Here is a 21,548-nt window from a genome sequence, read left to right as displayed (position 1 = left end):
GCACGCGATGAACAAGTCCCTCGTATCGACCGCCCTGCTGCTGGCCGGGTTCGCCACGGCCCATGCCGCCTGGGCCGACGCCACGCTCGACAAGATCCGCCAGCGCGGCAAGCTGTCGGTTGGCATCGATGGCCCCAGCCCGCCGTTCGGCATCCTCGATACCGCTACCGGCAAGACTGGCGGCTACCAGACGGAACTGGCGGCCGATCTGGCACGCCGTCTGGGCGTGCAACTGGAAACCGTGCCGGTGACGGCTTCCACGCGTGTGCAGTTCCTGCAGGCGGGCAAGGTCGACCTGCTGGTGGCGAACATCCAGTGGACGCAGGAGCGCAGCGAGATCCTGAGCTTCGCCCCCACGCCTTACGACCTGGTCGGCGGTGCTGCCATGGTGTCGAAGCAGAGCGGCATCAAGCGCTGGGAAGACCTGCGTGGCAAGGTGGCCTGCGTATCCCAGGGCAGCAATTTCGCCAGACCGCTGGCCGAGCAGTACGGCGCCATCGTCAAGGGTCTGCGCGGCATTCCGGAGTCGCTGCTGGCACTCAAGGGCGGCACTTGCGCGGCATCCGTGCATATCCAGCCGGCGTTGTACCAGACGCTGAATGGCCCCAACCGCACCGAGTGGACCGCGTTTACGCTGGCCACCGAAGACCAGTTGATCCCGTCGCCAACGGTGGTTTGGACGCGTCGCGGCGAGCAGGACACCGTGGCGTTCGTCGACAAGGCCATCCGCGACTGGCACCGCACCGGCTTCCTGCTTGGCCAGGCCCGTAAGTCTGGCGTGCCGGACGGCGCGTATATCCAACCGGCACACGATCGCGCCCGTCAGGGCAAGTTCGATGTAGCGCCGCAGGACTTCGCGGTCTTCACGGAAGGCCGCAAGTCATGACCGCACCGACCATCCCGCTGTCCCGGCGTGCCCGCCGCGTCCGCCTGTCCCCCATTGCGGCGGCCGGACAGCGTGCCGCCACGCTGATCAGTCAGGGCCGGAACGTCCTGACGCTAACCTCCGGCGAACCTGAATTCGACACGCCGCCCGCCATCCAGCAGGCGGCCATCGCGGCCATGGCACGCGGCGAGACACGATACACGCCGACGCCCGGCACGCAGGCGTTGCGCCGCGCCGTGGGTGAGCGCTTCGCCGCCGACCATGCCATCGGCATCGCACCAGCCGAGGTCTTCATCGGCAGCGGCGGCAAGCAGGTGATCTTCAATGCGTTCGCGGCCACACTGGACGCCGGAGACGAGGTCATTGTGCCGGCGCCCTATTGGGCATCGTTTCCGGACATCGTGCGCATCAACGACGGCAACCCGGTCATCGTGCCTTGCGACCAGCAAAGCGGCTTCAAGCTCAGCGCAAGCGCGCTGGAAGCAGCGATTACCCCGCGCACGCGCTGGGTGATCCTGAACTCGCCGTCGAATCCTTCCGGTGCGGTGTACGCGGAGGACGAACTGCTCGCGCTGGCCGATGTGCTGCGTCGCCATCCGCACGTACTGGTGCTGCTCGACGAAATCTACGACCAGATTCGCCTTGTCCCGCCTGGGCGGCATTGGCTCGCGCTGGCACCCGACCTGCGCGGCCGCTCACTGATCCTCAACGGCGCGTCGAAAACCTATGCGATGACCGGCTGGCGCATCGGCTGGGGCATCGCGCCCCCCGAACTGGTGCAGGCGATGACCGCGATCCAGTCGCAAGTGTCTTCCGGCGCCAATTCGATCGGCCAGGCAGCCGTGGCGGCTGCGCTGCTGGCCAACGACCGGACCCTGGCCGACTTCATCGAACATGCGCGCAGCGCCTACGCACGCCGGGCCGCGCTGACCGTTGCGGCGATCAACCGCATCCCCGGGTTGAGCCTGCTGCCGCCCGACGGGGCGTTCTTCGCCTACATCCACTGCGGCGGCCTGATCGGGCAGTTGCGGCCCGACGGTCAGGTGCTGTCCACCGACAGCGACGTGGTGGACTGGCTGCTGGACAGCGCTGGCGTGGCAGTCGTGGAAGGCGCTGCCTATGGGCTGTCGCCGTATTTCCGCCTGTCGTTCGCCGCCGCGGACAATGTGCTCGAAGCAGCGTTGCAGCGCATTGCGCAGGCCGTAACGACACTGCGCTCCGCGCCGGTGGAGGTGCGCCCATGATCGACGCCTGGATCGTTTCCGGGATCGCAACGCTGAGATCCCTGGGCCTGAACTACGCATTCGTTCTCGACGCTACCGAGCGCACTGCGTTCCTGCATGGACTTGTCGTCACGCTGCAACTGTGTGCGCTGACGATCCCGTGCAGCCTGCTGGCGGGCGCCGCCTTGGCGGCAATCCTCACATCCGGAAACAAGGCGCTGGCTACGCCTGCACGCGCGTTCGTCGAACTGACCCGCAACACGCCCACGCTGGTGCAGCTCTATTGTGGCTTTCTCGTGTTGAACATGCTGATCACCCAGCATCTGAACAATCTCGGCGGCAGCAATCCGCTGACGCCGTTCTTCTGGGTGGTCGCCGTCGTGTCGCTGCACAAGGCCGTGTTTCACGCCGAGGCCCTGCGGGCCGGTATCGAAGCGGTGCCGCGCGTCACGCTGGAGGCCGCGCGCTCGCTGGGCTTCTCGCGCCGGCAACTGCTGCTGCAGGTGGAATTGCCGCTGGCCGTCCGTTTCGCGCTGCCAGCGCTGGTCAACAACCTTGTCGACCTGGTCAAGATGACGGCCGTCGCGTCTGCCATCGCCGTTGGCGACGTCACGTACGAGTCCATCATGATCTGGACCCAGCGTGACAACGTGCTGGAACTGCTGCTGTTGATCCTGGCGTTCTTCGGCGTGCTGACCTGGCTGGTCAGCCGCACGGGCCGTTGGCTGGAACTGCGTTTGAGGATGCCCGGCTATGGCCAGTAACCCGCTTGCCCTGCCCTGGCGCATCGCGTCTCACCCCGTCAGAGACGCCCTTGCCAGCCCTTGGGTGCTGGCCATGCTATGCGTGCTGGCCGTCGTCGGCTGCTGGACCGCCACCGGCAGCACGCCGGCCGCGTTCCGCAACCTGTGGACATGGTCGCCCGCGCTGCTGCGCGGCATGTGGGCCAATATCGAGATCAGCATCCTGGCGATGGCGCTTGGCACCGTGGCCGGCCTGGTGATCGGCGCGCTGTCGCTGTCCACCCATCGCTGGATACGCCACCTGGCACGACTATGGGTGCAGGCGTTTCGCAACGCCCCGATCCTGGTGCTGGTCTACTTCACTACTTACGTCTTCCCATTCGAACTTCACATCGGCCAGTGGACGGTGCCGTTTCCCGACTGGATCAAGGTCGTGCTGGGTCTTGCCCTGCCCGCCAGCGCCAACGTGGCCGAGATATTCCGGGGCGCGATCCAGTCGATTCCAAGCGCGCAGTGGGAGGCCGCCCAGTCGCTGGCGTTCCGGCGCAGCCAGATTTTCCGGCTGATCGTGCTCCCGCAGTGTCTGCGGCGCATGTTGCCGCCATGGATGAACCTTTACGCCAGCATCACCATGAGCACGTCGCTGGCCTCGCTGGTTGGCGTGCACGATGTGGTCGATACCGCCCAGGTGGCCAGCAATACCGTGGCTCGCACCGACTTCACGGTGCTGGTCTATTTCACGCTGCTGGCCCTGTTCTTCGCCTATTGCTATCCGATCGCGCGCGCCACGCGTGCGCTGGAGCGTCGTCATGACCGCCACTGATTCCTTTGTGCGCAACCGCCAGGCACCGGCGTCCGCCGACGCGCCCGCCAGACCGCTGGCCGCACTGCACGACGTGCACCTGACCTTCGGCAACAACACCGTTCTCAAGGGTATCGATGTCGAGGTGCGGCGCGGCGAGGCCGTGACCATCATCGGCCCGTCCGGGTCTGGCAAGAGCACGATCCTGCGCTGCATCACCGGCCTGCTGCGACCGCAGCAGGGGCGGATCCGCGTTGGCGACACCGCCGTGGAAACGCTCCGCACCGAAGACGAACTGATTGCCCTGCGCAAGCGCGTGGGCTTCGTCTTCCAGCAGTACAACCTGTTCCCGCACCTGACCGTACTGGAGAACCTGGTTATCGCCCCCACCCGGGTAATCGGCCGCAGCCGGCGCGAGGCCGAGCTGGAAGCGCATGCACTGCTGGGCAAAGTGCGTCTGTCAGACAAGGCGCACGCGTATCCGGGCGAGCTGTCGGGCGGTCAGCAGCAACGCGTGGCGATTGCCCGGGCGCTGGCGATGCGGCCCGAGCTGATCCTGTTCGACGAGGTGACGTCGGCGCTCGACCCCGAAACCGTCGGCGAAGTCCTGACCGTGATCCGCGAACTCGTGGAAGACGGCATGACGTGCGTGCTGGTTACCCACGAGATGCGCTTTGCCGCCGAGATCAGCGATCACATCTACTTCACCGAAGCGGGCCGAATCGTCGAGCATGGGCCGCCAGAGCAGATCTTCGGCAACCCCAGCCACGAGCGCACGCGGGCCTTCTTGCGCCGGGCACTGGGTGCTATTCCGCGCCTGCCTGCCGAATTCAACGCGGCGTTCGCTCCGGCACCCGCAACCACCCAAGGCTGACAAGGATCATCCATGAGCCAGAATCCTACGGACGGCATCCGCACGCGGCTGCTGCATGCCGGTGCGCCACGACTGCACGATGGCGCCGGCCCCGTCAACGTGCCCGTGGTGCGCACCAGCACCGTCCGCTTCGATAATGTCGAGACGCTGGCCGACCGCCATCACCGCCGCTCGCATGGCGAACGGATCGCCACCTATGGGCGTCACGGCCTCGACACCCATGAGGCGCTGGAAGATGCGCTGTGTACGCTCGAAGGCGGGCATCGTGCCTTCCTGGCGCCCTCCGGGTTGTCGGCAATCACCCTGGTGCTGCTGGCGCTGCTGGGCCCCGGCGGCCACGCACTGGTTTCCGACACGGTCTATGCGCCGCTTCGCCGGGTCGACCAGACGCTGTTGCAGCGGCTTGGCGTGGAAGTCCAGTATTTCTCGCCCGCGCATGACGACCTCGATGAACTGATCCGCACCAGCACACGGCTCGTCTATCTGGAGTCCCCAGGCTCCCTGCTGTTCGATGTCCTCGACTTGCCCGCGCTGACGGCCATTGCACGTGCGAAAGGCGTGCCCGTCGCCATTGACAACACGTGGAGCGGCGGCTGGTTCCTGCAGCCGCTACGGCACGGCGCCAACATCTCGATCCAGGCTGCCACCAAGTACATCGCCGGCCACTCCGATGTGATGCAGGGCGCCGTTGTGGTCGACAGCCCGGCGCTTGCAGAGCGCATTGCCGCCACGCATGAGGCGCTGGGCCTCACCATTGGCGCCGACGATGCCTATTTGGCGCTGCGCGGGCTCCGCACGCTGCCCGTACGGCTAGCCCAGCACCAGCGCAATGCGACAGAGGTGGCGCAATGGCTGCAGCACCAGCCGCAGGTGTCCCGAACCTTCTATCCCGCGCTGCCCACCGACCCCGGTCACACGCTGTGGAAGCGAGATTTCACGGGCGCCAGCGGACTGGTGTCGTTCGCCCTGCGGACCAGCGACCACACCGCCGCCGGCCGGCTGGTCGACGCCCTGCGACTGTTTTCGATCGGTGCATCATGGGGCGGCTACGAGAGCCTGGCGCTGGTGGCGCCTCCGGAGCGCCTCAACGCCTCCCGAAGCTGGCTGGAACACGGTAACAACGCGCCGGTCATTCGCCTGCATGTCGGGCTGGAAGATCCACACGACCTGATCGCGGATCTGCGGCAAGCCTTCCAACGGACCATCGCCTGAGACTGACAATGAGCGACATCGACCAAGTCGCGCGAGACACGCTCCGGCGACTTGGCGGTGCAGGCGGGGCTCGCCGCGTATACGGCCGATGCCATCGACCTTGCAGCGTTGCGCGGCAAGACCGTGGCGGTGATCGGCGCCGCCGCTTCGGCGTTCGATGCCGCGGCCGTGGCGCCGGAAGCTAGCGCACAATCGGTGCGGTTGTTCTCCCGGCGCGATCACATTGCGGCTCGGGCCGTGGCCAAGCCGCGCATGTATCCGGCTTCTTCGAAAACTACGCCAGCTTGTCCGATGCGCAGCGCTGGCAGCACGCAGTGCGCTACCGCCGCGCCGGCTCGACGCCTCCGGCCGATGCCGTCAAGCGCGCCACCGCCCATGCGAACTTCCATCTCCATCTATCCTCGCCGTGGCCGGATCGTGTCGCGCGTCAGCCACGACCTGTTTCACGCCGACCTGGAGCTGCACCAGGCACGCGCACTCGCTGATGTGTCGCCTGACTTCGGCCCAGACCTGTACGAACACGCCATCTGGCGCCCTGTACTTGCTGTCCGCCTCAGCTTGCTGTCTCGGCCGTCCCGATCAACCGGAAGCCGATATTGCTCTCGCGCCCGAGTTGCTTCACGAGATTGACCTCCCAGTCGAGGTACGCCTGGAAGCCTGCATTGCGCTGGCCCACGTCGGTATGCTGATACGGGCTGAACCAGTAGTCGTCGTCACCGGTCAGCACCCGCTCGCCGCCCGTACCCACTGGTAGACCCGCAGCCGCCCACGCCTGCGTGCCGCCACTCACGTAGCGAACATCACGGCCGGTACGCGCCGCCAGCTCCGCAGCCACCACGCGTGCGAGCACGCCATCCGAAGAGGTGATCAGAATGGCGAGCTCGGCCGGAATGTCGGCAATCAACGCTTCAAGCCGATCAGGGACGGCGAAGTACGCGTCCGCTGCATGACGCTTCTCGAAGGCTGACCTTCGCTCCACGTCGAACAGCCTCGCCGTGCCGGAGGCCAGCCGCTGCGCGGCCTGCTGTGATGACACCGACGCAGCGGCCGGACGCGATGCCAGCACACGCACAGGCTCGGGACCGGTCACGAGATCCGCGCCGGCCGACGGTGCGTAGACGAACACTTCATGCCCGCCAAGCTGCGCCAGCCACGCGGCCGTTGTCAACGCACGCACGCCGTCGAAGTCTGCCAGCACGATACGGGCACCACGGGTGGCCAGATACTCGTCGGTGGCCTGCACCAGTTGGCCGCCAGGTGCCCAACGCCAGCCGGGCAGGTGGCCCGATTCATACTCGCCGCGTGTGCGCACGTCGAAACGGTACAGGGAATGCGTCTGCGATTCTGCCTCCAGCTTCGCCAGTCCGGATAAGTCTAACCGGCGCACACCGGCCAGCGCCGCCACGCGCCCGGCCCTGGCACGCGCGCCTTCGTGCGTTGTTGCGGACGGCTCCGGCAGCGGTGTCACGCGCCCCTGTGCTAGCGACCGGCCCGACAGCAGCCAGGCCATGGTGCCGTCCTTGAGCGACGCCACCGGGTTGGGGATGCCCGCATCGATCAACGTCTGGGCCCCCACAATGCTGCGCGTGCGTCCTGCGCAATTGACGACCACGAGCGTGTCAGGGTTCGGCGCCAATTCGCCGATCCGGTAGACCAGTTCCGCACCAGGCAGGCTATGTGCGAACGGCAGGCTGAAATCGGCAAACTCCTCTGTGGTGCGGCTATCCACCACGACGATGTCTGCGCCCGCCTCAATACGGCGGTGCAATTCCTCGGCGTCGATCCACGGCGTGTGTTTCTCGTGTTCGATGATCTCGCCAAAGGCCTTGCTTGGCACGTTACTGCCAGTGAATAGTTCGTTGCCGGCGCCAACCCAGGCCGCCACGCCGCCTTCCAGCACCGACACATTGCCCCAGCCGAGCCGCACCAGCTTTGCCGCCGCCTGGTGCGCGAGTGCGTCGGCATTGTCACCGCCGTCGAGCAGGACGATGCGCGTGTCGCGCCTCGGTACCAGCCGATCGATCAGCAGTTCCAGCCGCCACAGCGGGGCGGAAGCAGCCAGCAACGGATGGCCCTTCGTATGGACGCCAGTCTCACGGACATCGAGCAGCGCGATTTCCTGTCCGTCTGTCAGTGCAGCCTTCAGCGTGGCAACGTCCGTTACCGGCGCCGCCAGCCGGCGCAGCGGCCCGAAGTGGCGATAGCTGCCACCTGCCTTGCTCTCGAACACCACGCGGCCCGCGAGCCGATCCAGTGCGAGGCCATAAAAATGCAGATGCAGCCCGTTCTCCTCGCCAATCAGTTCGATGGTATGCACGTCGTCGGGCAACAGCGTTACCGACGAGCCCGCCACGACATCGAATTCCTCGATTTCGCGCAGCTCGTCGCGCGCCGGGTCGGCCGTGGCCTCGCGCTCATAGAAGTTGTTGCGCTCGCGTCCGGTAATACCGGCGATGATCGCCCACGTGGTGTGATCGTGCGGCGGCTGCGCTTTGCCCGGGAGGCCGGCCGAGACATACAGCGCGAATCGGCCATCGAGGTCCTCGGCCAACCTGTAAACCTGAGCGGGGTTACTGGCCGACACCGGAAAGTGCGCATCAGGAAATAGCTCCCGTTGCTGGCCTAGCGCTTCCAGCAACCTCGCCACCGGACCAAGCCGGGACTTGTCTGTCACATCCGCGTTGCCGAGGATCCGGCGCGTCTCGGCGATAAACCGTGCCACGGCTTGGTGGCGGCGGCTGGCGATGTCAGTTCCTGAAGCTTCAGCATGAAATAACTGGGATGCGGTCATAGCTAAGGCCCAATGGTTCTTGGGTCGGATGGGGACAAGCTACCGACTCTAGGGGCTACCGCCTATACAAGGAACGAACAAACGCGCACATGGTTATGCGCAAATGGCGCATATCGGCTGTGGATTCAAATGGTGCCTGTGGCGCCGTCCTTCGCGGCCTGTAGCACGCCTCCGGCCGTATTGCTGCCTGCGAGGTTTCGATAACCACCTTGCCGTCGAGCGAATCGCCCACGGTGTGGATGATGGCGTCCGCCCGCGGCCAATAGACGGAGAACAGCAACGCGTCGCCAAATTCCGCAGCCTCCTTGATGGAGCCTGGCCGGACGCGACCTCTGAGCTCGGCGAGCAGCGGATCCATCTTGCGAGCGTCACCGTCCTTCGCGAGCATCAGTTCATGATCCGCTGCTGCCCAGGCGCCGGCAAGGCGGCTGCCGATGTTGCCGGTATTTAGGATGCCTATCTTCATAGCAATGTCGCCTATCGATTCCACCGTGAAAAACCCCACTCTAGAGACGACATGAAGCACAGATAAATAGCAGTGCGAACCACAGACCGTTGTCTGTGGATGCATCAATAGACCGACACCTATTTGCCGACGGTATCGGCGCTTGCCTGCTCAAGGAACAGATCCACATGGACCTGAGGCATTCCGTCCAGCGTCCCGCCAATCGGCGAAGGACGCACCGCCTCCGCGATGAGGCCGTGCGCCTCATTGGGCGAGATGGGCTCGCCACGCCGCTGGTAGATTCGCTTGGCCTCGTCGGCCGATACACCATCGGGAACGACAGGTGCGTAGCGCCAGAAATAGATCGGCGTGCCAGGTTCGATGCGCCAACTGTCTGCAAGCGTGCCGGCGTCGACGACATTGAAGCCAAGGGCTTCGATGAAACGCATCGCAGCGTCCTTCGCTGCCAGGTCGTCGCCGGCAATGGGTAGCGTTGTACGGTCGGCTGCGCCTTTCGGTCTGGCGTTGCTCTCCATATGGATCCAACTGAGATTGTGGAGGCCCTTGACCAGCTTCGCGCCGCGGAGATATCGCTGCATGAGCTCACTCGACGTCAGCTCGCCATCGTCAAGATCTGTCCGACGGAATCCGCCCATACCAGGGTAATAATTCGTCTGGTCGAGAACCACCTTGCCAGCAAACTTGTCGGCCGGCAATGCCTCGAAGGCCGCCAGTAGAACCGCCAGCGTGACGATATCTGCGGCGGCGATTACTTCGTCGACGTTGCCGGCGCGCGCGCGCGGGCCCAGCGTGTCGATCAAGGACGAAAGCGTGTCGGGTCCACGCGAATTGCTGATGATGACGCGACATCCGGCCGCGATGGCCAGCCGCGCGACGGCTTTGCCTACGAGGCCGGCGCCAATGATTCCGATGGTTTGTGTCATCTTGCGTATTCCTTGTGATGGGATGTATGCAACACGCGGAACGCGCGCTGCTCTGGACCACACTATGGACAGCATCACCACATTGATAAATAGCGCAGAAAATTACATACTGTTGTCCATGAATACATCAATCGATCTACCCGAAATGCGCGTGTTCGCGGCGGTGGTGACCGACGGGTCCTTCACGACCGCGGCAGAGCGGCTTGGCACTGACAAAGCGCGCGTGAGCCGGATCGTGAGCCGCATGGAGGAGAAGCTGGGCGCGCAACTCCTCACACGTTCCACGCGTCGCCTCAATGTGACCGAAGTGGGCCGAGACTATTTCGAGCGCGCCGTTAGTATCCTGACCGCCGCGGAGGCGGCGGAAGCTGCGGTGGCACAGCAGTCTCGCGAGCCGAAGGGGTTGCTGAAGATCACGGCGGGCTCCGAGTTCGGCACGATGGTCGTGGACGAATGGGTCGCGGCGTTCCTCAAGATGGCGCGGAAAGTCACGGTCGAGGCTGAGTACACCAATCGTCTCGTCGATATCATCCATGAAGGGTTCGATGTCGCGATTCGCGTCGGCACACTGGAGGATTCAGGACTGTCCGCGCGCCGCCTTGGCGAAGTCCACTATGGGTTGTATGCAGCCTCCGACTACGTCAGCCGCGCACCAGCGCTAACCGCAGTCAGCGATCTGAAGCAGCATGACCTGATCATGAAGACCACGCGGGGCCGCTCCAACTGGATCCTCTTCAACGGCGTAACCGCCGAACGCGTCACCGCCACCCCGCGCTGCGCGGTCAATAGCACCATCGCCGCGCAGAATCTCGTTCTCTCCGGACTCGGCATCGCGCAACTGCCCCGATTTATGGCAGAGCCGTACGTAAAGGAAGGCAGACTGTCTTGCGTGCTGCCCGGCTGGGCCGAAGCCCCCGCTCCGGTCCATGCCGTCTTTGCATCGAGTCGTTACATGGATCCCAAAGTCCGTAGCTTCGTGGATCTTTGCCTCGGCGCGTTTCAGAGCCGCGGCCGCAGCGCAGAGTGAACGCGAATTACGCAAGCTTCGTGGGCCTTCCGCTTTCGGCCACCAGCAGCCATTTGAGAAGGGTCGCCCTGTGGATTCAACCGGTCGATGCAACGTACTGGTGTTCAGCCGGCGTATCGAAGTTCAACGTCTTGCTCGCCGCTCGCTAAGGCCTATATGTAAATCACGGCTGAGTTCGGGCAGAGCAGCGACTAAACCGTTGTTCTACGACGTTGGTCCCCCACTGCGTCCCCTCTGATTCGCTGGTCAATTGGAAACCAAATGTCTCGTATAGGTGGCGCGCTGCATCTAGCCCCTTGAACGTCCAAAGGTACGTCTCACTAAATCGCTCGTCGACAAATCTCATCGCGTGTGACATCAATTGCCTACCGACACCGGAACCACGCAACGAATCGTCGACGATGAACCATCGCAAATGAGCGATGCCTGTTTCATAATCCCCATCGATTGCCATAGAGGCGAGGGAGCGACCATTTTCGGCGTAGAGCCATAGCGCCTTGCTATCGGCTGGCAATGCGCCAGCGAACTCGGCAAGCTCTGTCGCTACCTTCTGCTCGAAGAACGCGCCGAAGCCCCAGTGCTCTGCGTAGAACCGGGCGTGTAAGCTTGCTATGTCACCGATGCAGCCGGGTTGATAGCCCTCCTGAATCTGGGTGGCCAGGACGCGTTCGGGGGCCGCTTCGGTTGAGTTGTCTTGCGCGAGCGCGTCGGCGTACAGCGCGAGAGAACGAACCAGGACTTGCTGGTCGGCAGGAACCATACGTCGAAGCGCACTGGACACCTGATTTGTCGCGAATCGGTCAATTTTTCTCCGGAGCTTCTGCCCTGCCTCCGTTAAATACAACTCAGACGAGCGCGCATCCTCGTTTGCGACCTTGCGTTTCACCAGTCCGCCTGCCTCCAGTTTCGCAACCTGTCGACTTGTGTTTGATTTGTCGAGGCGCAAGATGTTGCCTAAGTCCTTCGCACTGATCCCTCGCGTTGCCCCGATTTCGATGATCGCGTGAACAGCCGAAGGCGCAAGATCACTGTCAGCCAAGGTCGTTCGCATGAAGCCTAGTTCGCGAACCAGTTTTCGGGAAAAGTCCCGGAGCTCGAGAATCGTAGTTTCTCGAGATTTGGCCGGAAGATCGACAAGGTCCATGTGCGGGCTCAAATAAGTTGCGCATCGCAACCAACATAGTTGCGATGCGCAACTATGTCAAGGTCCGCCTTATAGTGATGTCGAGTTGTGGCGAGCTATTGCTCGCCGAAACCGGACAGGCGTAAGACATTTCCAACTGAAGGTCCGCTTGTCATTGTGCAGCGGGCGTAGAAGCAAGCCGGCGGAACGTCGCAGCCTGGCCGATAGCAGACTACGGCGGGAGTGTCATGCCACTGTGCCCTGCCGCCACGGCTCGATGTCTCAGATCGGCCAGAGGACTAAACCGCTCGCGCGGTAACCCTCCGTCCAATGCGCAAAGTGACTGAAGCGCCTGCGCTGTCTCCTAAGTTGAGGACCGAGGCAACTTGCCGCGATTCCCGACAGGAGCCCAGCCATGTCAGTCGCGACACCTACCATCAGCCCGCTACGCCAGCGCATGATCGAGGACATGCGGATGCGCAAGCTTGCGGACAAGACCCCGGGCCTCAATCCCATCGAGTCACTCAGCACCCGGCAACTCAACCGTGCCGTCCACGCCGCCACACAGGCCGCAGAGATCGACAAGCGCGTATCCATGCATACGCTACGGCATAGCTTTGCAACACACCTGCTTGGCTTCTTCCTGTCAGTCCGCGTGCTCTCCCGCCTCTTCCGGCGGCGCTTCCTCGATGCACTCCAGGACGCACACACGTTGGGGCAATTGCAGTTCTTTGGTGAGTACAGCGCCCTCGCCAATCCGGACGCCTTTGCGCAATGGTTGGCGCCACTACGCGCCACCGAGTGTGTGGTCTACGCCAAGCGACCGTTCGCCGGTCCAAAGGCAGTACTGGCCTACCTGTCGCGCTACACGCACCGCGTGGCAATCTCCAACCAGCGCCTGGTCTCGCTTGATGAACGCGGCGTGACCTTCCGCTGGAAGGACTACCGCGCCAAGGGACGCACGCGCCGTAAGACCATGACGCTGGACGTCGGAGAATTCATGCGCCGCTTCCTGCTGCACGTGCTGCCGGGCAGCTTCCATCGCATCCGCCACTACGGGTTGCTTGCCAATCCCCCAGCGCGCCGCGCGAATCTGGTCAAGATACGCTCGCTATTGAGCGTCGTCCCGGCGGTGACCGCTGCGCCTGACGATACCGATGTCGCCGCACCTCCGTCCTTCGTCTGCCGGCACTGTGGCGCCCCGATGCTCGTCATCGAGGTCATCCCGCGCAGCGCGTGCATCCGCGGACCGCCACCGCAGCGAGCCCTGGCATGAGCCTGCACGTTCCACACCTACCACTCGACCGACGGCTCTTCGGAATCTGGAGCCGCAAGCGGAGCGTTGTGCTCGCCGACTCCCTCGACCAGGTTGCATGCACTGGGTATCCACGCGATCCTGAACTGCTCCGACCTTCGCGCCATGGCAGGAGCCGATTGATTGGCCTGCCTCCCCTTCAAGCCATGACGCCGTTGTTGGGGCCAAGCCATCAATCGCCATAGCCCGCATCACCGGCGTCGCCGGACTCCGCGGTTTCCTCCCCTGAGGTTTGTTCAACGCCTGCCCTCATACCCCTGGAATTCTGCAGCCAAGGGCAGGCATCAAACAAACCTAAACATCAACGGCCATATCGAAGTATCCGGCTGAACGGCTGCTCCGATGTCGCAAGCGGCCAAGCGATCCGATGACTTTCGCGCTCGAAGCAGCTTCAAAGCCAACTCCCTCCGTCAAACTCCAATCGACCAGCCAACGCTCCAATCGGTTGCTAATCCCAACAGCCCAATCGCCTACCAATTAACAGGCCCCACGCAAGTTGCGTGAGGCCTTAAGCAGCTTCCCGGGTTGGGTTACGGCCTGTCGATCGAGATCGAATAGAAGGGATTGGGGTTGCTCGCGCTAGCGTTGATCGAAACGGTCAGGCCCGTGTTGGACAGGCTCATGCCGATGGACTCCGCAGCGCCTGGGAGGCCATTAACCGGGGCCACTACCGGGCGATAGCGAAGTCCGGTGGACGGCACGTTGTCTTGCCACGTGTCGATGCGACCATCGTTGCGCTGGCGCGTGTAGGTATGGGAAGTTGCATCGACGGCAATCACCGTGTTCGAGAACGTAGTGATGTCGGTGACTCCCGTGGGATTCAAAACTGCGTCCCGCAAGTTCACCAAAGCTGCCGATTGCGGCATGAGTGGATGTGGCCAACCCTCGGCAGCCGGTGACCTCGCGACGTTCTCAGTCAACGCCAATGGTGGCTTTGATCTGACTGACGCCAGCGGTACGGCACGCGCATTCGGCTTCAAAGGTGTGGACGGGCAATTGGCCATCGTGATCGTTCATACGAACGGATTCATGGTCGCAAGGCATCCGGTGGCACGCGCGTTGCCGGTAGTTGGATTCACCAATGCCTATCAGTTCCTGTCGGACCTCGGCGAATTGCACGCCAAGCATGTTCGTTCTGGTCACGGGATCAGCTCCGCACCGGCACGATGCTGAAGCGCGATACGCCCTCGGTGGCCGCCATCTCCGCAGCCAGTGCAGCCGGCGACAGCGCGCGTGCCTTGTCCGGAGCGACGAGGCTGACGCGCCACACCGCTTGGTGGTCGGCATAGGTAATAGTGAGCGTGTCGTTGAGCACACGATAGCCGCGTGACCTCGCCAGCTCGATCACGAGATTCAAGTCAGGCGCTTCCCTTGGCTGGAATGTCAGAGACAGGTCAAGCGTCATGCGTCCGGGCAGCCGTGACTCCAGCGGATGCATCAGAGACATCGAAGCCACACATAGGACTGCGAGCAGTAGCGCAGCGGCATAGAACCCGACGCCAAGGAGCACTCCCGTCGCAGCAACGGCCCAGATGGATGCAGCGGTCGTAAGGCCGCGGACACTCATGCCATCCTTCATAATGACCCCGGCGCAAAGGAAGCCGATGCCGGTGATGACGCCCTGGATGGTATGTGCCGGGTCCGACTGGATGTGCGCCGTGGTGCCGCCGTACCACAGCGACGCGTGCCCGACGAATACCGTTAGTGCGGCGATCGCCGATCACTCGGACATGGAGTCATCCTTTCCCGATGTAAAGGACATGTATTTAAGCCTCCGCTGGACGACGGAGCAGCCCTGTTTGAATGACCGGAATCAAGTGCGGATTCAACCGGTCGATGCAACGGTCTGATGGAATCGTTCAGCGGGTGTATCGAAGTTTAGTGTTTTACGCGGACGTTCGTTGAGGCGCCGTTCTATGCCATTGAGCTTTGCCTGGGAATAGACAGAGAGATCAGCGCATTTGGGGAGGTACTGCCTCAAAAGGCCATTTGTGTTTTCATTGGACCCGCGCTGCCAAGGATTCTGCGGGTCACAGAAAGTGACGATCTGGCTATTGGCACTGCCGAAGAGCAAAGCTCCTTCCCAGTGCCCAGGTATCGCGCGGTCTTCAGCGTTCGCAGGTCGCTCGCTTATTGAAACGGCATCACGGATTCTTCCGCGCTCGTCGGTCTTCGCCGAATAGTTGCGCAAGTGGCGCGAGTGCGCACGGCGGCGCGCGGACGACGTCTGGCAAGTCGCGCGTTATCGGTACGCGTGATCGTCCACAACTCTGGCGACGGTGATTAGTGCTTGCCGCAGCGTGTCAACGTCGACGGAACCGAGGGCCAGCCGGATGGCGTGTGGCACCTGCTTCGAGGTGGTGAAGGGATGCGCGGTGGATACGGAAATGTTCTGCGCCAGCAACGTATTCGCGATGGCATCGGCACGCGCATCTTCCGGAAGCGGCAGCCAAACGAAATACGACGCGGGATGCCGGACGGGATCTAGATGCCCCAGGGCTTCGGTCACGATGCCTTGGCGTACCGAGGCATCCAATCGCTTCTCCGCCTCCAGTCGAGCGACCGTCCCATCCTCGATCCAGCCGCAGGCAATCGCGGTCATCGTGGTTGGCGTATGCCAGGTAGTCGCCCGGATCGTGCGTTCGAATTTGGGGATCCAGGCCAGCGGGGCACAGACCGGGCCGACGCGCAGCCCGGTTGCCACGCTCTTGGACAGGCTCGATACATACACAGTCATTTCGGGCGCCAATGCGGCCAGGGGCGGTGGAGCGTCTGCCGCCAGGAAGGCGTACGCGGCATCCTCGATCACGATCAATCCGTGCTGGCGCGCAATGGCAACCAGATCGCGCCGCCGGCGCGCGCTCATGACCCAGCCAAGCGGATTGTGCAGCGTCGGCATTGCGTACACGGCGCGTACCCGGCGTCGCCGGCAGAGGCCGGCCAATGCGTCCAGGTCCGGGCCCTTGGTGCCCGCAGGAATCGCCACTAGTTCCAGTCGGCAGGCTTCTGCGGTGAGCTTGAAGCCAGGGTATGTCAGCGCGTCGACGGCGACGACGTCGCCGGGTTCCAGCAACGCCATTGCCGTGACGGTCAAGCCGTGCTGTCCACCACTTACCAGCACCGTGTTATGCGCCGTGGCCGGCACGCCGCGTCCGGCAAGATGCCGGGCCATCGTCTCGCGATCACGCATTCGGCCGCCATGGGGGTGGTACCTGAGCAACGATTCAAGGTTGCCGGCGCCAGCCAGTTCGCGCAGCGCGCTCCGGAGCAGGTCGCTCTGGCCGGGCATCGACGGATTGTTGAAACTCAGGTCAACCGTGTCGTCGCTCCATGGCTGAAGATCCACACCGTGTCCGCGCGGAAGCACTTCCTTCACGAACGTCCCCCTACCCGTTTCGCCGCTTACCAGCCCCATGGCATGCAGTTCCGCGTAGACACGTGTCGCTGTGACCAGCGCCAGGCCCTCGCGGGCGGCGAGTTCGCGATGGGTGGGCAGGCGGGTGCCGGGACGCAAGCGGCCTTCCTGGATGTCTGCGGCCAACTGGTCGACCAGTTGCTTGTAGCGGTGTCGAGGCATGACGAACGGATGCAAGACAATGGCAGGAATGTACTGATTATCGACCGGATCCGATCATCGCGCAAAACCAGGCGACAGCGCCGCGCACGCGAGCGCGAGCGCGTTTCGGCCTATCCCATAGTTTACTTCGCACGCAAATTATTCATATACTTCGCATGCGAACATAAACCTATGGAGACCCGCATGACCTCGGACATTCACGTCGACCTGACCGGCAGCATCCTGACCATTACGCTTGCCCGACCAGACAAGAAGAATGCACTGACCAATGAGATGTACGGCACCCTGGCCGACACCATCGAAGGCGCCGAGCACGACGGCAATGTCCGCGTCGTTCTGGTACAGGGGGATGGCGACATGTTCACCGCGGGGAACGATGTGGGCGAGTTCGCGGCGATCGCCGCGGGAAAGGGTCCCAGCGAACGGCACGTCCACCGCTTTCTGCATGCGCTGGCGAAGGCGACGGTGCCCATCGTTGCAGCCGTCCATGGCAAGGCGGTGGGCGTGGGCACAACAATGCTGCTGCATTGCGACTACGTGCTGCTGGCGCAGGATGCCCAACTGATCACGCCGTTCGTAAACCTGGCGCTGGTGCCCGAAGCGGCCTCGAGCTATCTGCTGCCGCTGCGCATCGGCCACGCCAGGGCCTTCGAGATGTTTGCCATGGGGGATCCGCTCGACGCGCAGACCGTACTGGCCTGGGGTATCGCCAACAAGGTCTGCGCCAATGACCAGTTGCGCGCCGAGGCACGCCGGATGGCCGAACGCATCGCCGCCAAGCCTGCCGGCTCGCTGAGCGCCATGAAAGCGCTGATGCGCCAGGCGGAGATGCTGGTGACGCAGATGGATACCGAGAGCGCGAAATTTCAGGAGCGGCTGACGAGCGCGGAAGCCAGGGAGGCGTTTGCGGCCTTTGCCGAAAAGCGCAAGCCGGATTTCTCGAAGGTCGCCCAGCACTAGGCCGGGTTGGTCGCGCCGACGTGGGCCAGGCTAGATGTCGCCTTCGTCGGCGGCCGGGAACCTGGTCTGCAGGCTGGTGAGCCACCGCGCCACTACATCGATCTCGGCTTCGGTAAAGCCTTCGGTCAGCCTGGCGTTGAGATCGCTCATGCCGGCCTTGGAGCGCTGACGCGCCGAGCGCCCTGCGTCCGTCAACCACAGGCGCGATGCCCGACCATCGTTCTCGTCGGCACGACGCTCGATCAGGCCCGCTCTTTCTGTTCGGTCAGCCAGGCCGCACATCCCTGGGGCGCCAAGGTCCAGCGCGGCGGCGGCCTCGCTCATCAATGCGCCGTTGTGCGTGCCCAGAAAGAACAGCAGGCCCGATTGCGCCGCGGTGACGCCACCACGAGCGGCACGCGCCTGCGACCAGCGCTGCAGCCGGCGCTGGCCAACGTTCAGGAGATAGACAAGGCGGTGCTTCATGTTCGGGCCGGCAGCGTTGATCGATTTAATTCGCGCGCGAATATTATCACCACCCTCGGCACCCCATGATGACTTTCTCCCGAAGCCGCGGCGATTGTATCCATGACAATGATTTGATTGTATTGAATCACAAGCCTACGATGGTCTCCAGCCTTCAGTCTTTGCCGACCCCATCATGGAACTGAATATCACCACCATCCTCGTCACGTTTGCCGGCGTCTTCCTGATCTGCTTCATGAAGGGCGCCTTCGGCGGGGGCTTTGCCATCGTGGGCATTCCGCTGTTATCGCTTGTGATGGACCCGGTATCAGCAGGTGGCCTGCTGGCGCCGCTGTTCGTCGCCATGGACCTGTTCAGCCTGCGCTACTGGAAACCATCGACGTGGTCCAGGCCTGACTTGCTCTTGCTGGTGCCCGGGCTGGTGGTCGGTATTGGCGTGGGCTACTTCCTTTTTCGCGTGTTGGACCACCGTGCCATCTCCATCATCATGGCCGTGGTCACGTTGAGTTTCGTCGGGCTGTGGCTGTTGCGGGGCGGACATGTCGCGGTGCAGCCCCGCTCCTCGCCCAAGGCTGTAGCGGCGGGCCTGACGTCGGGGATCACCACCATGGTCGCCCACTCCGGCGGGCCGCCGCTGGCGATGTACCTGCTGCCGCTGGGCCTGAGCAAGCAAGTCTACGCGGGAACGACCAGTATGTTCTTTACGGTGGGCAACGTCCTCAAGGCCGTACCATGGTTAGCGCTGGCGAGGCCCGTCGGCGCCGTCTGGACGCTGATGGCGATCTGCCTGCTTGCCGTTCCAGCGGGTGTCTGGCTGGGCTGGCGCCTGCATGGGCGGCTCGATCAGCGCCAGATGTACCGGGCATGCTACAGCTTGCTGGTAGTCACCGCGCTGAAGCTGTTATGGGACGGTGCTTCAGGCTACCTTGCCTAGGCTCGCTGATCGAAATAAGGGGAATATGTCCACTGTAGTAAGGCTTAACCCCTCTCTGACTCCGTGAGCACGCCTTGGCGCCCTGAATCACTGTATTAGAGGGACGATCCCGATCTTCTCCGCAAGCATCCGCTCGTAAACCCCAAAGTGAAGGTCGACTTCTGCCTGACTGACAACGGTCACCTCCATATTGATCTGTTCAGCCTTCAACCCGAACATGGTGGCGAGCGCCATCTCAAGGTCAGGCACCATATCTTTATCCTTCGGAAAGGTCGTACCGATGCTTATCGAATATGCATTGGAGCGATCCGCAACAACTTCCAGCAGCCGCGCCGCAGCGCTCATATTGTGCTCGATTGCGATGCGAGTAAGCTCCGCAATACTGCGCATCTTCTCGGTTGGAAAGCCGCGGATGCCCCGCAGGCGTATCCGATGAGTGCCTAACGTCATCCAGTCGGTATCGAATTCCATGACAACCTCAGTCAGTCAATCTGCTATTCATCTATGCCCGTGGATTCCACTCTCCGATCATCGGGGCGGTTATCCAATTGGCGAATCAAACACTACGAAGCACAAGGGAGTGAAGCGCCTCGGCCAAGGCAATCGCTGATATCCGCTTTGGCCGAGAACCTTGTGTCGCACTAAGCGGAACGCCCCGATAATTGGACCGAACCGGCGGTGTAAGCTTCTGGTTCCTATGCGGCGGAACGCAACTATTGGATGTCGATCTTTCGAACTGTCGACGACGGCCGCTCGATCTTAGAGAAGCGCATCGTCAGTACGCCGTTCGCAAATCGCGCGTCGACATGGTCGTCCGGCGACGAGGCGAGCGTCAACGAGCTTTACGGGAATCGATCGGTGGTTCGGCGACTATAGTTCCGCCCGCTTCCAGCCGCGTATCGATCGTCGTCTGCACTTCGTTGCGTTCCGATTTGCGAAGCTTCCACTTTCCGACTTCGGTTTTCATCTCGCACCCCTGACAATCATGGTTGAAACACGAGATACGCAAGGTCTGTCGGGGCGCCACGCCTGTAAAGCCTGGGCACGCCCGGAAACACCCTGGAACGCCCTGACAAAGCCGTAGGCCGCCCCGACAGACATCAAGCGCTTCAAGCCAGGTTGATCGCAATGCGCCGCGGTCTCGCTTCGTCACGCCGAGGGACGGTCAGCTTCAACACACCGTCTTCCAACTGCGCCCCGATCTGCGTTGCATTCAGGTCGGGGCTTAGCGAAAACGACCTCGCAAAGTGAGGCTGACGAATTTCGGCGTGCTGCACGCGAAGTCCCGAGGGCGTCGGGACGACCGCTTGCCCTTCGATGTGCAAAGCACCGTCATTGAAACTGACCTGGAGATTCTCACGGCTCACGCCAGGCAGGTCAGCCCACAGCGTCACGCCATTGGCGTCTTCCACAACGTCCACTGCTGGGATCAGGGTTACTTGTCGCCCGCCCTTCTCCTCAGTGCGTTGGGCCACAGCGCTATCGTTACGTTGTGCGAGTTGGGTGTTGTCGTTCATGGTAGCCTCCTTGACGTTATTGAACGATGATCGCACGCGGCTTGGACGCCTCGCGCTTACCCACGCTGACTGAAAGACAACCATTGGCATATCGGGCCTGGACCTTATCGGGATCTGCGCCCTCCGGCAGTTCAATCACTCTCCTAAACGCGCCGACAAAGCGCTCCTGGGCGTAATGCCGTGACTCTGGCATGCCGTCTTGCCAAAGCGGTTGTCGTTCGCCGCTGATCGTCAACAGGCCACGATCGATGGTGACTTCGATGTCTTCCTGCTTGAGTCCAGGGGCAAAAGCCACGATCTCGATCGAGTCGTCAGTTGCCCCAATGTTTATGGCAGGAAATGCGCTGGAGCGCCCTGCGCGGATGCTGGAAGGAAAGCCGCCGAACAGGCTCGTCATCTGCCTTTGCAGACGATCGAAGTCACTGAAGAGGTCGGTTCCGAAAATTGCGTCAGTCATGGTCGTATCCTCCTGTAGCGCGCAGCGAGGAGTGAGGGGCATCACGCGCTCCCATTCACCTGCCCTCGCTGCTGGCAAACAAACAGAAACACGCAGCGCGACATCGCGACTGCCTGAGCGAAATTAAAATAGCAACGGAAAACGACAATTTCAAGAGTCTAAAGCGTCACCCTTGCCACGGTCGATATGCGGCCCGCCGGTGCCAATTTCTGACCCGAACTTGAGGCGCCCGCCGAACTAAAGCGCCGTGCAC

Annotated in this window: 23 protein-coding genes and 1 pseudogene; 11 read left to right on the top strand and 13 right to left on the bottom strand. The window is 62.9% G+C overall.

Features of this window, described 5'->3' with window-relative positions; genetic code table 11:
- Positions 1-7: 7 nt before the first annotated feature.
- Genes A9J21_RS26665 through metC form a run of 6 tightly spaced genes read left to right on the top strand, consistent with a single transcriptional unit; the run spans position 8 to position 5,740 of the window.
- Positions 8-886, top strand: coding sequence for a transporter substrate-binding domain-containing protein (locus A9J21_RS26665; RefSeq protein ID WP_066740992.1), 879 nt, complete (start codon positions 8-10; stop codon positions 884-886).
- Positions 883-2,130, top strand: a complete 1,248-nt coding sequence (locus A9J21_RS26660) for an aminotransferase class I/II-fold pyridoxal phosphate-dependent enzyme (protein WP_066740990.1) — start codon at positions 883-885, stop codon at positions 2,128-2,130. Before A9J21_RS26665 ends, A9J21_RS26660 begins: the two co-directional genes overlap by 4 nt.
- Entirely contained in the window at positions 2,127-2,873 is a 747-nt protein-coding gene (locus tag A9J21_RS26655) for an amino acid ABC transporter permease (RefSeq protein WP_066740987.1), read from the top strand. Before A9J21_RS26660 ends, A9J21_RS26655 begins: the two co-directional genes overlap by 4 nt.
- A complete protein-coding gene (locus A9J21_RS26650; RefSeq protein WP_066740985.1) occupies positions 2,863-3,675 on the top strand; it encodes an amino acid ABC transporter permease in 813 nt (270 codons plus the stop codon). The genes A9J21_RS26655 and A9J21_RS26650 overlap by 11 nt, the downstream gene beginning before the upstream one ends.
- Positions 3,662-4,528 (top strand): amino acid ABC transporter ATP-binding protein, encoded by an 867-nt coding sequence (locus A9J21_RS26645; RefSeq protein WP_066740984.1) that lies wholly within the window; start codon positions 3,662-3,664, stop codon positions 4,526-4,528. The genes A9J21_RS26650 and A9J21_RS26645 overlap by 14 nt, the downstream gene beginning before the upstream one ends.
- 12 nt (positions 4,529-4,540) lie before the next feature.
- On the top strand, positions 4,541-5,740 hold the full coding sequence (metC, locus tag A9J21_RS26640; protein WP_066740983.1) for a cystathionine beta-lyase: 1,200 nt from the start codon (positions 4,541-4,543) through the stop codon (positions 5,738-5,740).
- 553 nt (positions 5,741-6,293) lie between these two features.
- Here the strand turns inward: metC and A9J21_RS26635 are convergent.
- From A9J21_RS26635 to A9J21_RS26625, 3 genes are all read right to left on the bottom strand, one after another.
- The gene (locus A9J21_RS26635) at positions 6,294-8,531 is read right to left on the bottom strand and encodes a rhodanese-like domain-containing protein (RefSeq protein WP_066740982.1); all 2,238 of its coding nucleotides are present in this window, start codon (positions 8,529-8,531) and stop codon (positions 6,294-6,296) included.
- A gap of 55 nt (positions 8,532-8,586) precedes the next feature.
- On the bottom strand, positions 8,587-8,997 hold the full coding sequence (locus tag A9J21_RS26630; protein WP_082926624.1) for an NADPH-dependent F420 reductase: 411 nt from the start codon (positions 8,995-8,997) through the stop codon (positions 8,587-8,589).
- Between the two features lie 119 nt (positions 8,998-9,116).
- A complete protein-coding gene (locus tag A9J21_RS26625) occupies positions 9,117-9,920 on the bottom strand; it encodes an NADPH-dependent F420 reductase (RefSeq protein ID WP_066740980.1) in 804 nt (267 codons plus the stop codon).
- 64 nt (positions 9,921-9,984) lie between these two features.
- Between A9J21_RS26625 and A9J21_RS26620 the strand changes: the two genes are divergently transcribed.
- Complete coding sequence (locus A9J21_RS26620; protein ID WP_231907050.1) at positions 9,985-10,947, top strand: LysR family transcriptional regulator; 963 nt, start codon at positions 9,985-9,987, stop codon at positions 10,945-10,947.
- A gap of 163 nt (positions 10,948-11,110) precedes the next feature.
- Here the strand turns inward: A9J21_RS26620 and A9J21_RS26615 are convergent, their stop codons facing one another.
- Complete coding sequence (locus A9J21_RS26615; RefSeq protein ID WP_066740978.1) at positions 11,111-12,091, bottom strand: helix-turn-helix domain-containing GNAT family N-acetyltransferase; 981 nt, start codon at positions 12,089-12,091, stop codon at positions 11,111-11,113.
- 394 nt (positions 12,092-12,485) lie between these two features.
- Here A9J21_RS26615 and A9J21_RS26610 point away from each other — a divergent pair, with 394 nt between their 5' ends.
- Entirely contained in the window at positions 12,486-13,346 is an 861-nt protein-coding gene (locus A9J21_RS26610) for a transposase (protein WP_307188124.1), read from the top strand.
- 569 nt (positions 13,347-13,915) lie between these two features.
- Here A9J21_RS26610 and A9J21_RS26605 read toward each other — a convergent pair.
- Positions 13,916-14,209 (bottom strand): hypothetical protein, encoded by a 294-nt coding sequence (locus tag A9J21_RS26605; protein WP_066740976.1) that lies wholly within the window; start codon positions 14,207-14,209, stop codon positions 13,916-13,918.
- On the opposite strand from A9J21_RS26605, the gene A9J21_RS31755 reads away from it, so the two are divergent.
- The gene (locus tag A9J21_RS31755) at positions 14,199-14,558 is read left to right on the top strand and encodes a hypothetical protein (protein ID WP_156546202.1); all 360 of its coding nucleotides are present in this window, start codon (positions 14,199-14,201) and stop codon (positions 14,556-14,558) included. The two genes, A9J21_RS26605 and A9J21_RS31755, sit on opposite strands and share 11 nt — an antisense overlap.
- On the opposite strand, the gene A9J21_RS32545 is transcribed toward A9J21_RS31755, so the two are convergent.
- From A9J21_RS32545 to A9J21_RS26595, 3 genes and pseudogenes are all read right to left on the bottom strand, one after another.
- Positions 14,533-15,063 (bottom strand): MgtC/SapB family protein, encoded by a 531-nt coding sequence (locus tag A9J21_RS32545; RefSeq protein ID WP_304441002.1) that lies wholly within the window; start codon positions 15,061-15,063, stop codon positions 14,533-14,535. The two genes, A9J21_RS31755 and A9J21_RS32545, sit on opposite strands and share 26 nt — an antisense overlap.
- A 147-nt stretch (positions 15,064-15,210) precedes the next feature.
- Positions 15,211-15,612, bottom strand: a pseudogene (locus tag A9J21_RS31190) (transposase); the annotation flags it as partial.
- Between the two features lie 15 nt (positions 15,613-15,627).
- Entirely contained in the window at positions 15,628-16,962 is a 1,335-nt protein-coding gene (locus A9J21_RS26595; RefSeq protein ID WP_066741207.1) for a PLP-dependent aminotransferase family protein, read from the bottom strand.
- A gap of 183 nt (positions 16,963-17,145) precedes the next feature.
- On the opposite strand from A9J21_RS26595, the gene A9J21_RS26590 reads away from it, so the two are divergent.
- Positions 17,146-17,922, top strand: coding sequence for an enoyl-CoA hydratase (locus A9J21_RS26590; RefSeq protein WP_066741205.1), 777 nt, complete (start codon positions 17,146-17,148; stop codon positions 17,920-17,922).
- Between the two features lie 30 nt (positions 17,923-17,952).
- On the opposite strand, the gene A9J21_RS26585 is transcribed toward A9J21_RS26590, so the two are convergent.
- Complete coding sequence (locus A9J21_RS26585) at positions 17,953-18,387, bottom strand: MarR family winged helix-turn-helix transcriptional regulator (RefSeq protein WP_066740974.1); 435 nt, start codon at positions 18,385-18,387, stop codon at positions 17,953-17,955.
- Positions 18,388-18,562: 175 nt separating this feature from the next.
- On the opposite strand from A9J21_RS26585, the gene A9J21_RS26580 reads away from it, so the two are divergent.
- Positions 18,563-19,321 carry a sulfite exporter TauE/SafE family protein gene (locus A9J21_RS26580; RefSeq protein ID WP_066740972.1) on the top strand — a complete coding sequence of 253 codons (759 nt, stop codon included), beginning with the start codon at positions 18,563-18,565 and terminating at the stop codon, positions 19,319-19,321.
- 87 nt (positions 19,322-19,408) lie between these two features.
- Here the strand turns inward: A9J21_RS26580 and A9J21_RS26575 are convergent, their stop codons facing one another.
- The 4 genes from A9J21_RS26575 to A9J21_RS26565 all read right to left on the bottom strand — a co-directional run bounded on the left by A9J21_RS26575 (position 19,409) and on the right by A9J21_RS26565 (position 21,295).
- Complete coding sequence (locus A9J21_RS26575) at positions 19,409-19,792, bottom strand: hypothetical protein (protein ID WP_066740970.1); 384 nt, start codon at positions 19,790-19,792, stop codon at positions 19,409-19,411.
- Between the two features lie 361 nt (positions 19,793-20,153).
- Positions 20,154-20,288, bottom strand: coding sequence for a hypothetical protein (locus tag A9J21_RS32540; RefSeq protein ID WP_255366045.1), 135 nt, complete (start codon positions 20,286-20,288; stop codon positions 20,154-20,156).
- 142 nt (positions 20,289-20,430) lie between these two features.
- On the bottom strand, positions 20,431-20,838 hold the full coding sequence (locus A9J21_RS26570) for an Hsp20/alpha crystallin family protein (RefSeq protein WP_066740963.1): 408 nt from the start codon (positions 20,836-20,838) through the stop codon (positions 20,431-20,433).
- 16 nt (positions 20,839-20,854) lie between these two features.
- A complete protein-coding gene (locus tag A9J21_RS26565) occupies positions 20,855-21,295 on the bottom strand; it encodes an Hsp20/alpha crystallin family protein (RefSeq protein WP_066741204.1) in 441 nt (146 codons plus the stop codon).
- Positions 21,296-21,548 lie beyond the last annotated feature (253 nt).

This window comes from Cupriavidus sp. D384 (assembly GCF_001652915.1).
Taxonomy (GTDB): domain Bacteria; phylum Pseudomonadota; class Gammaproteobacteria; order Burkholderiales; family Burkholderiaceae; genus Cupriavidus.
The sequence above is the reverse complement of the archived record's forward strand: the minus strand, read 5'-3'. Positions and strand labels throughout refer to the sequence as shown.

Coding starts and splice junctions, on each gene's coding strand:
- A9J21_RS26665 (WP_066740992.1), top strand. CDS start 8: ATGAACAAGTCCCTCGTATCGACCGCCCTGCTGCTGGCCGGGTTCGCC.
- A9J21_RS26660 (WP_066740990.1), top strand. CDS start 883: ATGACCGCACCGACCATCCCGCTGTCCCGGCGTGCCCGCCGCGTCCGC.
- A9J21_RS26655 (WP_066740987.1), top strand. CDS start 2,127: ATGATCGACGCCTGGATCGTTTCCGGGATCGCAACGCTGAGATCCCTG.
- A9J21_RS26650 (WP_066740985.1), top strand. CDS start 2,863: ATGGCCAGTAACCCGCTTGCCCTGCCCTGGCGCATCGCGTCTCACCCC.
- A9J21_RS26645 (WP_066740984.1), top strand. CDS start 3,662: ATGACCGCCACTGATTCCTTTGTGCGCAACCGCCAGGCACCGGCGTCC.
- metC (WP_066740983.1), top strand. CDS start 4,541: ATGAGCCAGAATCCTACGGACGGCATCCGCACGCGGCTGCTGCATGCC.
- A9J21_RS26635 (WP_066740982.1), bottom strand. CDS start 8,531: ATGACCGCATCCCAGTTATTTCATGCTGAAGCTTCAGGAACTGACATC.
- A9J21_RS26630 (WP_082926624.1), bottom strand. CDS start 8,997: ATGAAGATAGGCATCCTAAATACCGGCAACATCGGCAGCCGCCTTGCC.
- A9J21_RS26625 (WP_066740980.1), bottom strand. CDS start 9,920: ATGACACAAACCATCGGAATCATTGGCGCCGGCCTCGTAGGCAAAGCC.
- A9J21_RS26620 (WP_231907050.1), top strand. CDS start 9,985: ATGGACAGCATCACCACATTGATAAATAGCGCAGAAAATTACATACTG.
- A9J21_RS26615 (WP_066740978.1), bottom strand. CDS start 12,091: ATGGACCTTGTCGATCTTCCGGCCAAATCTCGAGAAACTACGATTCTC.
- A9J21_RS26610 (WP_307188124.1), top strand. CDS start 12,486: ATGTCAGTCGCGACACCTACCATCAGCCCGCTACGCCAGCGCATGATC.
- A9J21_RS26595 (WP_066741207.1), bottom strand. CDS start 16,962: ATGCCTCGACACCGCTACAAGCAACTGGTCGACCAGTTGGCCGCAGAC.
- A9J21_RS26590 (WP_066741205.1), top strand. CDS start 17,146: ATGACCTCGGACATTCACGTCGACCTGACCGGCAGCATCCTGACCATT.
- A9J21_RS26585 (WP_066740974.1), bottom strand. CDS start 18,387: ATGAAGCACCGCCTTGTCTATCTCCTGAACGTTGGCCAGCGCCGGCTG.
- A9J21_RS26580 (WP_066740972.1), top strand. CDS start 18,563: ATGGAACTGAATATCACCACCATCCTCGTCACGTTTGCCGGCGTCTTC.
- A9J21_RS26575 (WP_066740970.1), bottom strand. CDS start 19,792: ATGGAATTCGATACCGACTGGATGACGTTAGGCACTCATCGGATACGC.
- A9J21_RS32540 (WP_255366045.1), bottom strand. CDS start 20,288: ATGAAAACCGAAGTCGGAAAGTGGAAGCTTCGCAAATCGGAACGCAAC.
- A9J21_RS26570 (WP_066740963.1), bottom strand. CDS start 20,838: ATGAACGACAACACCCAACTCGCACAACGTAACGATAGCGCTGTGGCC.
- A9J21_RS26565 (WP_066741204.1), bottom strand. CDS start 21,295: ATGACTGACGCAATTTTCGGAACCGACCTCTTCAGTGACTTCGATCGT.